The 9,452-nt window shown below is 68.4% G+C and carries 8 protein-coding genes; 6 read left to right on the forward strand and 2 right to left on the reverse strand.

Going from position 1 to position 9,452, the window contains the following annotated elements:
- Positions 1–198: 198 nt before the first annotated feature.
- Both ABD255_RS29070 and ABD255_RS29075 read left to right on the forward strand, forming a co-directional pair.
- Entirely contained in the window at positions 199–1,374 is a 1,176-nt protein-coding gene (locus ABD255_RS29070; RefSeq protein ID WP_344219571.1) for an acetoin utilization protein AcuC, read from the forward strand.
- A 125-nt stretch (positions 1,375–1,499) separates the two neighbouring features.
- Positions 1,500–1,715, forward strand: coding sequence for a helix-turn-helix domain-containing protein (locus tag ABD255_RS29075; RefSeq protein WP_112248247.1), 216 nt, complete (start codon positions 1,500–1,502; stop codon positions 1,713–1,715).
- Between the two features lie 72 nt (positions 1,716–1,787).
- Here ABD255_RS29075 and ABD255_RS29080 read toward each other — a convergent pair whose 3' ends face one another.
- On the reverse strand, positions 1,788–3,377 hold the full coding sequence (locus tag ABD255_RS29080; protein WP_344219572.1) for a hypothetical protein: 1,590 nt from the start codon (positions 3,375–3,377) through the stop codon (positions 1,788–1,790).
- A 165-nt stretch (positions 3,378–3,542) separates the two neighbouring features.
- Between ABD255_RS29080 and ABD255_RS29085 the strand changes: the two genes are divergently transcribed.
- The 3 genes from ABD255_RS29085 to ABD255_RS29095 all read left to right on the forward strand — a co-directional run bounded on the left by ABD255_RS29085 (position 3,543) and on the right by ABD255_RS29095 (position 6,587).
- Complete coding sequence (locus tag ABD255_RS29085) at positions 3,543–3,884, forward strand: YciI family protein (RefSeq protein ID WP_344219573.1); 342 nt, start codon at positions 3,543–3,545, stop codon at positions 3,882–3,884.
- A complete protein-coding gene (locus ABD255_RS29090) occupies positions 3,884–5,128 on the forward strand; it encodes an RNA polymerase sigma factor (protein WP_344219574.1) in 1,245 nt (414 codons plus the stop codon). The genes ABD255_RS29085 and ABD255_RS29090 overlap by 1 nt, the downstream gene beginning before the upstream one ends.
- A gap of 124 nt (positions 5,129–5,252) precedes the next feature.
- Complete coding sequence (locus ABD255_RS29095) at positions 5,253–6,587, forward strand: MFS transporter (RefSeq protein ID WP_344219575.1); 1,335 nt, start codon at positions 5,253–5,255, stop codon at positions 6,585–6,587.
- Here the strand turns inward: ABD255_RS29095 and metG are convergent.
- Positions 6,490–8,022, reverse strand: a complete 1,533-nt coding sequence (metG, locus tag ABD255_RS29100) for a methionine--tRNA ligase (RefSeq protein WP_344219576.1) — start codon at positions 8,020–8,022, stop codon at positions 6,490–6,492. The genes ABD255_RS29095 and metG overlap by 98 nt on opposite strands.
- 213 nt (positions 8,023–8,235) lie before the next feature.
- On the opposite strand from metG, the gene dnaN reads away from it, so the two are divergent.
- Entirely contained in the window at positions 8,236–9,378 is a 1,143-nt protein-coding gene (gene dnaN / locus ABD255_RS29105) for a DNA polymerase III subunit beta (protein WP_344219577.1), read from the forward strand.
- Positions 9,379–9,452 lie beyond the last annotated feature (74 nt).

A 9,452-nucleotide genomic window follows, 5' to 3' on the forward strand; every position in this document is an offset into this window, starting at 1 on the left:
AAGGCAAACAAAAAGGCCGCCTCGGCAAGGCGGCCTTTGGGTGCGTGTGAACGCTGCGGGTCCGCCTCAGGCGGCCCACCACTGCTGCAGCGTCAGTTTGTTCACCCGCAAAGCGTACCGCAGAGATCACGAGGTGGGCACTGCCTGTGAGAAGCGTGGTCAACACTTGTTGATGTAGACCCGGGTTAAGGTCGGGGAATGAGCGGTGAGGCGATGCTGGTCTTCGATGAGGGTCTGACGGCGTACGACTTCGGCCACGGGCATCCGATGAGTCCGGTCCGGGTGGATCTGACCGTCCGGCTGGCCCGGGCGCTCGGGGTGCTCGATCAGTTGAAGGTGGTGCCCGCGCCGGTGGCCGACGACGCCCTGCTCAGGACCGTCCACACCGCGGAGTACATCGAAGCGGTGAAGCGGGCCGGGGTGGATCCCGATGAGTCGGATCTGGACCACGGCCTCGGCACCGACGACACCTACTGCTTCCCGCGGATGCACGAGGCGTCCGCGCACGTGGTCGGCGCGTCGGTGGAGGCCGCCCGGGCCGTCTGGGAAGGCGACGTGCTGCACGCGGCGAACATCGCGGGTGGGCTGCACCACGCGATGCCCTCGACGGCCAGTGGGTTCTGCGTCTACAACGACCCGGCGGTGGCGATCCAGTGGCTGCTCGACCACGGCGCTGAGCGGGTCGCCTATGTCGACGTGGACGTGCACCACGGCGACGGCGTACAGGCTGTCTTCTATGACGATCCGCGGGTGCTGACGATCAGCCTGCACGAGTCCCCGACCACGTTGTTCCCGGGGACCGGGACGGCGGCGGAGACCGGTGGGCCGGGCGCGGCGGGGACCGCGGTGAACATCCCGCTGCCGCCGGGGACCGGGGATGCCGGCTGGCTGCGGGCGTACCACGCGATCGTGCCGCAGGTGGTCAGGGCGTTCCGGCCGTCGGTGCTGGTGACGCAACACGGCTGCGACTCCCACGTCGAGGACCCGCTCGCGCACCTGACGAAGACGGTGGACGGGCAGCGCGCGGCGTACGCGGCGTTGCACGACCTGGCCCACGAGGTCTGCGAGGGCAAGTGGGTCGCGACCGGCGGCGGCGGGTACGCGATCATCGAGGTCGTCCCGCGGGCCTGGACGCACCTGCTGGCGATCGTGGCCGGCCATCCGATCGACCCGAACACGGCGGTGCCCGAGTCGTGGCGGGAGGACGTGAAGATCCGGTACGCCCGGATCGCGCCGTCGCGGATGACCGACGGCCGCGACGCGACGTACGAGGACTGGTCCAGTGGCTACAACCCGGACACGTGGCTGGATCGCTCGATCAAGGCGACCCGGGACGTCAGTTTCCCCCTGCTCGGCCTCGACCCGACGTATTAACCATCCAGTCCCACCAGACACCCCCTTTCCCATTCGCACCAACAGCCACTACGCTCAGTTCATGCGCGAGCGGAGGTGCCGGAGGGGAAGCCGGCGCACGACTCGTGCTGGAAGTGCGGTGCGTTATGGCATCAAAGAAGTCCGGTGGTGAGTCGCCGCTCGCCGAGGTGAAGTTCCTGACCGTGGCGGAGGTCGCCACGGCCATGCGCGTGTCCAAGATGACGGTGTACCGGTTGGTGCACTCCGGCGAACTGCCCGCGGTGCGGGTGGGTCGATCGTTCCGGGTGTCTGAGGATGCTGTGCACGACTACCTCAAGGGCGCGTTCTTCCAAGCCGGATAACCACGAGAAGCGCTAGCGGCCGGATTCCCCAGCGGGGGCCGGCCGCTTCGCCTGTTGTGCCTCGGGTAGGTGTCAGGCGGCGAGGTGTTTGCGGAGTTGGTCCAGGTCTGTGGTGATGGTGGCGGTTCGGTTCGCGTGTTGGGACTGGTACGTCGCCAGCTCCGCGGCGGCGGCCGTGGCGTTTTCGCGGAGGGTGGCGATTCGGGCGGTGGCCTCTGCCTTGGCCTGGGCGGCTCGGGTGCGGGCGCGCCAGTACTGGTAGAGGCCGAAGACTACGGAGGCCAGGCCGACGAGGATCCAGAACCAGTGCAGCAGGCCGAGCCCGATGCCGACCAGTGCGCCCACTCCGGCGTACGTCAGGGGGCCGGCCAGGTCGTTGACGGACAGAGACGGCGCGGAGGATGAGATGTTGGCGCTGGCAGTGGTCATCGACTGCTGGTCCGGGCCGTCCGCCGTAAGGGTGATCTGCTGCCAGTCGATCTCGCTGGTCACCTGGTGCGGGCTGGGCGAGCTCGCGGTCTTGGCCAGTTCCTCGGCGTTGGCCAGTACCCCGCCGGCGACCACTCGGAGCGCGGTCGCGGCCAGGTGCGGCTCGTCGGCCCCGCGGAGATCCGCCTTCAAAAGGTCTTCGATGGTCCCGGCCGGGTCCTCGATCGAGCCGTTGTCCTTCTCGGCGGTGTCGGTGATCTTGGCCCGCAGTTCGGCGACCCGGGCCAGTGGCGCGCGTTCGGGGTCGCTGCCTTCGGAGATCAGGGTCCGCAGCAGCGCGGAGGTGCTGTCGGGGTCGGGCTCGCCGGCGGCGTACGCGAGGTCGCGATCTGGCTCGAGTACCGCGGTATCGCCGGTGATTGTCTCGACGGCGGCGCGGATTCGGCGGAGGCGGGCCTGCGCCTTGGCGAACGGGGTGATCTCGACAAAGTTCGGTCCGGTCGTGGCGACGGGGGTGGCGCGGGATTCGACCGCTTCGAGCCAGTTCGTGCTGGAGCCTGTCACCTGTGCTTGGAGCCGGTCCACGCTCAGGTTCTGGCCTTCGACTCCGAAGCCGCCGCGGGCGCCGGTGGTCCACAGAGCGCGCTGTACTCGGGTGACGGTCCAGTCGGTGGCGATGCTGCCGAACGCGGTCTCCAGCCAGTCCACCTGAACCTGGTTCCGCCGGCCGAGTGAGGCCAGTGCCAGACACAGGAACACCGCAGTACGCCGCTCATCCAGCTTCATCGCCTCACCCAAGGCATCACCCGCTCCGGCAGGATCGGCGGCTCCAGGCGCCTCGCCTACGCCAGCACCTGTGGCGACGGCGGTCGGCGCGATCGCGTCGTCCGCCAGGGCGCGGAGGGCCGTCAGCGCTGGGGCGAGCCAGTAGCCGGGCACCTGCCGGACGGGAGCGGGCGGTTGCTCGCCAGAAGCGAGCGCGGAGAGGACCTGGCCGGCGTGACGGCGGAGTTCGGCGGCGTCGGCGAAGCCGATCAGCTCGTACCGGATGTCGGACAGCTCCACGAACGCGTCGAAGGCGGTGGCGAGCCGCCCGAGCCGCGACTCCAGCCCACCTTGCACCTGGGACAGCCGGGACCGCAGGTTCGAGGCCTCGTACATCGCCTGCGACATCTCGTCGCGCAGTTCCTCGAGCTGCCGGTTCTGGCGGTTCTCGGTGTACCAGTCCGTCATACGTCGGCTCCCGTTCGGTGCGGATGGTGCGGTCGGTGCGGTCGGTGCGGGGGACAGCATGGCGTGTCGCCGGGGTCAGATATTTCCCCAGACGGGCTGTCGATCCCGGCGGTTCCCGATCATCGGTGTAGTAACAGAGCAAGCACGAGATCGAGAGGTGACTCCGTGAGCAAGTACCTGGTGATGATCTACGACAACGAAGCGATGTGGGCCGAGGCGGGCGCCCCGGCGGAAGAAGCCAACCACGAGCGGCACCAAGCCTTCGTCAAGGCCAACGGCGCGGCGGTGGTGGGCGGCGCCCAGTTGGGCGAGAGCACCACCGCGACCGCCATCCGGTCCGACGGGAACGGCGGCCACGTGGTCACCGACGGCACCTTCGTCGAGACCAAGGAGGTGATCGGCGGCTACTACATCATCGAGGCCGCGGACATGGACGAGGCCCTCGCGATCGCCAAGCAGGTGCCGTCGCCGATGGGCGGGGTCGAAGTACGCCCGATCATCAACTGATGACGCTGACACCGGCCGAGGTGGCCAGGGCGATCGAGCAGGCCCACGACGACGAGTGGGCCTACGTCCTGGCTGCCACGGCCCGTGTCGCCGCGGACCTGGATCTGGCCGAGGACTGCGTGCAGGACGCCTACGCCCAGGCCTTGGTGCACTGGCGGACCAACGGCGTACCTCGTCGCCCCGGCGCCTGGCTCACCACCGTCGCCACCCGCCGGGCCCTCGAACTGCGCCGCCGGGCCGCGGTCCTCGACCGCAAACTCCCTCTCCTGGTCCCAGACGACGAGGACCTCGCAGACCGCCCAGACGACGTGCAGTTCCCGGACGACCGGCTCCGGCTGGTCTTCACCTGCTGCCATCCGGCGCTGTCGCAGGAGACACAGGTGGCACTCACCCTGAGGCTGGTCTGCGGACTCTCCTCAGCCGAGATCGCCAAGGCCTTCCTGGTCAAGGAAGCCACCATGCAAGCGCGGATCACTCGGGCGAAGCACAAGATCGCCAAGACCCGCATCCCGTACCGCGTACCTCGCCTCGCCGAGCTCCCCGACCGGATCGGCACCGTGCTCGACGTGGTCCATCTCGTGTACTCCGCCGGCAGCACCGCCCCCTCGGGCGATCGCTTGAGCAGGCCGGATCTGACCCGTCGGGGCCTGGACCTCGCTCGGATGGTCCGCCTCCTGCTCCCCGACAGCTCCGAGGCGTCGGCCTTGCTCGGCCTGCTCCTGCTGACCCAGTCCCGCGAGGCCGCTCGGGTGGACGCGGCCGGTGAGATGGTCCTGATGAAGGACCAGGACCGCTCCTTGTGGGACAGAAGCCTCATCTCGGAGGGCCTGTCGCTGGTCGAGGCAGCCTTAGGGCAACCCCCGGTCGGCAGATTCGGGCTGCTCGCCGCGATCGGCGCAGTACACGCTGAAGCTGCGCATTGGGATGACACCGACTGGGCACAGATCCTCGGGCTCTACGACCTCCTCCTCACCCGCTGGCCTTCGCCGGTGGTGGCGCTGAACCGCGCAGTCGCCCTGAGCTATGCCGAAAGCCCCGAGGCGGCTCTGCCGGTGGTTCGAGCCCTCGCCGAGGATCCGGCGCTGGCCACGTATCCCTACCTCGCGGCAACCCACGCGGACTTGCTCCGTCGTACCGGCCGGCGCGAGGAGGCAGTCACGCAGTACGAGGAAGCTTTGACCTTCACCGACAACTCCGTCGAGGCGGCCTATCTGACCCGGCGGCTCGACGAGCTCCGCGGCTGAATATCCGGTTGTCGGGCCGCTGACCGCGGGACTAGCCTCCTGGATAGTCGGTAGAGAACCTTTGAGGAGTTGGGAATGCTCGGTCGCTCGGGCACGCGCTGACGCATCAGGTCGCTGTCATCGCGTGCTGCTCCGTTTCGGTGGCACCGCGAACTTCTCCTGCTCGTTGCTCCTCGGCAACTCGAAGGGTTCTCCCGTGCCGTCCATTTCCTCCGTGCCCACCCTGTGGGCGGATCGTGACTTCGTCAGATTCTGGGTCGGGCAGACCGCCTCCCAGCTCGGTGCGCAGGCCAGCCAGGTCACCCTGCCGCTGCTCGCCGTGACCACTCTCGGGGCCGGCGCCGCACAGCTCGGCGCACTCCGGGCTGTTCAGCAGGCACCGATCCTGTTGTTCTCGTTGCTCGTCGGCGTGCTGGTCGACCGCTGGCGGGCCCGCGTCGTGATGGTGCTCGCCGACTTCGGCCGAGCCCTCGCGCTGGCTTCCATTCCCCTCGCCTACCTGCTCGACGCGCTGGGAATTCCCCTGCTGTACGTCGTTTCCTTCGTTGTCGGGGTCTTCACCGTGTGCTTCGACGTCGCCTATCAGGCCACTCTGCCCCGGCTGGTCGCGCGGGACCAGCTCACTCAGGGGAACAGCCTGCTGGAAGGCAGCAGGTCGGCGGCCCAGATCAGTGGACCGGCGCTCGGCGGCGGGCTGATCTCGTTGCTGTCCGCACCGATCGCCGCCGCCGCGAGTACGTTCTTCTTCGTCCTGTCGACGGTGTCGATCCTGCGGATCAAGAGGCCAGATGTCGTGCCGGACGATGCGGGAGGGGAGACCGGCGTACTGCGTCAGATCCGGGCCGGCCTCCGGCTGGTGGCCGGGGACAGTTCACTGCGCGCGATCGCTGTTGCCTCCTGCATCTATCAGTTCTCCTTCGCGGCCTTGATGACGGTCTACCTGCTCTTCCTGACCCGCTCGCTGGAGTTGTCCGGTGCGGAGCTCGGCTTGGTCCTGGCGGCTCTCGGACCGGGGCTGTTGGCCGGTTCGCTCCTGTCGACTTGGCTGCCTGGACGTTTCGGTTACGGGCGCGTGGTGGTCTGGGCAGCGGCGACCGCCGAGGGAGTTCTGTTCTTCGTGCCGGCGTTGCACGGCTCCGGCCTCGCCACGGTCGCGGCGCTGATGGTGATCAACTTCCTGTTCGGCCTGTTCAGCCAGTCCGTCGACATCGCCACCCTGGCGATCCGCCAAGCGATCACGCCGCTGTCCCTGCAGGGCCGGGTGGCGGCGACGATGAACTTCCTCGGTCTGGGTCTGATGCCGCTCGGATCCCTTCTGGGCGGCGTGTTCGCCGCGCAGGTCGGAGTACGTCCGGCCTTTCTCATCGCGGCCTTGGCGATGTGCTTGTCGCCGTTGTCTCTGCAGCTTTCTCCCCTTGCCCGGTTGGGGAAATCGCTACCCGCGGGAACAAAGGTCTAGCCGGAGGCAGTACTCCGTCCGTCGGCGTGCATTGCGCCTTGATGCGCGCCGACGCGCCGGGGAGGAACGGCTGGAGCTGCTCGGCGATGACCGTGCAGGAGTGATGAAGCGCCGCCAGTACTGCGGGCAGCCGGCTCGGGTCCGTCTTGGCGAGCTCCCACGGGCGGGTGGTCTCGATGTAGCGGTTGGAAGCCTCCACGATCGACCAGAGGGCGTTCGCCGCCTCGCGGAAGTCGAAGTCGGCGAGGGCGGACTCGATCTGCCGAGGCACGTCCTCGGAGCCGGGCAGGGTCGCGGAGTCGACCGGGACGCGGCCGTCGCAGTACCGGTGGATCATCGTGACGACCCGGTTGACGAGGTTGCCGACGCCGCCGGCGAGGTCGCTGTTGGCGCGGGCTGTCAACCGGTCGAGGGTGAAATCCGCGTCACCGACTCGCGGTACGTCGCGGATCAACCACCAGCGCACCGCATCCGCTCCGACCTCGGCGGCCAGCTCGGCCGGGTCGATCGTCGTACCGCTGGATTTGCTCAGCTTGCGGCCGTCGACGGTGAGGTAGTCGTGCACCAGGACCTGGGTCGGCAGCGGCAGACCGGCGGACAGCAGCATCGCGGGCCAGTAGACCGCGTGGAACCGGAGAACTCCCTTGCCTACCAGGTGGATGCGGTTGTCGCTCTGCTCCCACCAGTGCTCGAACTCCGGCTCGCCGGTGCCATAGCCGAGGCTGGTCACATAGTTGCCGAGGGCATCCCACCAGACGTAGACGACCTGGTCGGGATCGCCGGGCACCGGGATGCCCCAGCCGCGGGCGCGCCGCTGCGACCTGGAGATGGAGAAGTCGTGCAGACCACCCTCGATCAGCCCCAGTACTTCGTTGCGCCGCGAGCCCGGCTCGATCCGGAGCTCGCCGCTGGAGATCAACTCGCGCAGGGGATCGGCGTACCGGGAGAGCCGGAAGAACCAATTCTCCTCCGCCACGAGTTGCGGCTCGGTTCCGTGCTCGGGACATCGCCCGTCGACGAGATCGCCGGGCGCGTAGAACTGCTCGCAGCCTACGCAGTACAGGCCTTCGTAGTGCTTGCGGTAGAGGTCGCCCGCCGCGTCACAGCGCTGCCAGAGCCGCTCGACTCCGATCCGGTGCCGCGGGTCGCTGCTGGTCCTGATGAAGTCGTCGAAGGACAGCTCGAGCGGCCTGGCAAGCTCGGCGAACGCGGCCGCGTTGCGATCGACCAACTCCTGTACTGCGATGCCTTCCGCCTCCGCGGCGAGCACGTTCTTCAGGGAGTTGTCGTCCGTCCCCGTGAGCAGACGGACGTCGTCGCCGACCTGCCGGCGATGTCGGGCCAGTACGTCGGCCTGCACCAACTCCAGGGCGAATCCCAGGTGCGGGCGGGCGTTCACGTACGGGATGGTCGTGGTCAGGTAGGAACGCGTCATCGGTGACTCCCGTGGAAAGGAGAGCCAGGACCCCGGCTGGAACGCGAAAGAGGCCCCGACTCGGGGCCTCGGACAGAACAGTCGTCGCAGCAACCCCGCTAGCGGGGCATCAGCTGCGACGAGAAGGTGGTCATGTCTTCGAGGCTAGCAGACGAAAACTGTCGGTGGCTTGGGGTTTGCTGGAGTCATCGGAGTCTGTGGGAGGCGGCTGGGATGAAGATTCGGATGGAGCGCGATCTGCTGGCGGAGTCGGTGAGCTGGGTGGCGCGGAGCATGCCCGGCAGACCGTCGGTGCCGGTGCTTGCCGGGCTGCTGGTGGAGGCTGCGGACGGGCAGGTGACGCTGTCCGGTTTCGACTACGAGACCTCGCATCGAGTGACGGTTCCGGCGCAGGTGGGCGACGGCGGCAAGTGCCTGCTCCCCGGCCGGCTGGTCTCCGACATCTCGAAGAGTCTGCCCAGCCAGGCGGTGGATCTGAGCGTCGACGGGGCCAGGGCGCAGCTCGTCTGCGGCACTTCGCGGTTCGTCCTGCAGACCATCCCGACCGATGACTTTCCGGTGCTTCCGGTGCAGCCGGCGGCGAGCGGGACGGTTCGCAGTACGGTCTTCGCCGAGGCGGTGGCGCAGGTGGTCACCGCGGCCGGCAAGGACGACACGATGCCGGTCTTCACCGGCGTGCGGATGGAGATCGAGGGGTCGACGATCTCGCTGCTGGCGACCGATCGGTACCGGCTGGCGATCCGCGAGCTGGAGTGGGAGCCGAACTCACCGGATATCTCCGCCACCGCCCTGATTCCGGCGCGGGTGCTCGCCGAAACTGCTAAGTCGATGACGGGCACGAGCATCGCGTTGTCGCTGGCGGACGGTGAGGGCGACGGCATCGTCGGGTTCGAGGGTGAGGTGTCCGGTGGACTGCGGCAGACGACCACCAGGCTCCTCGACGGCCAGTTCCCGAAGGTTCGCAGCCTGATGCCGGACCCGGCGGCGATCGCCACCCGGGTCCGGGTCGAGACGTCGCTCCTGGTTCAGGCGGTCAAGCGGGTGGCTCTGGTCGCCGAGCGGAACGCACCGGTTCGCCTCACCCTCGCCGAGGGCAGCCTGACCCTAGACGCCGGCAACGGCGAGGAGGCTCAGGCCTCGGAGTCGATCGAGGCGCAGCTGACGGGAGAGCCCGTCACCGTGGGCTTCAACCCGACGTACCTGCTGGACGGCCTGAGCGCCATCGGTACTCCGGTCGCCCAGCTCGCGTTCACCCAGGCGACCAGGCCGGCTGAGCTCACGGGTGCCACCGACCTGGAGGCTGAGCCGCGCGGCAACTTCCGCTATGTCCTGATGCCGGTCCGGCTGAACTCCTGATGGCGTCTCGGGCTAGTGTCCTGCTTCTGAAATTCGTTGCTTAAGTTGGTCCCGGGCGTTTTGTCCGGTGACGC

Source organism: Kribbella sancticallisti, from assembly GCF_039530625.1.
GTDB lineage: Bacteria > Actinomycetota > Actinomycetes > Propionibacteriales > Kribbellaceae > Kribbella > Kribbella sancticallisti.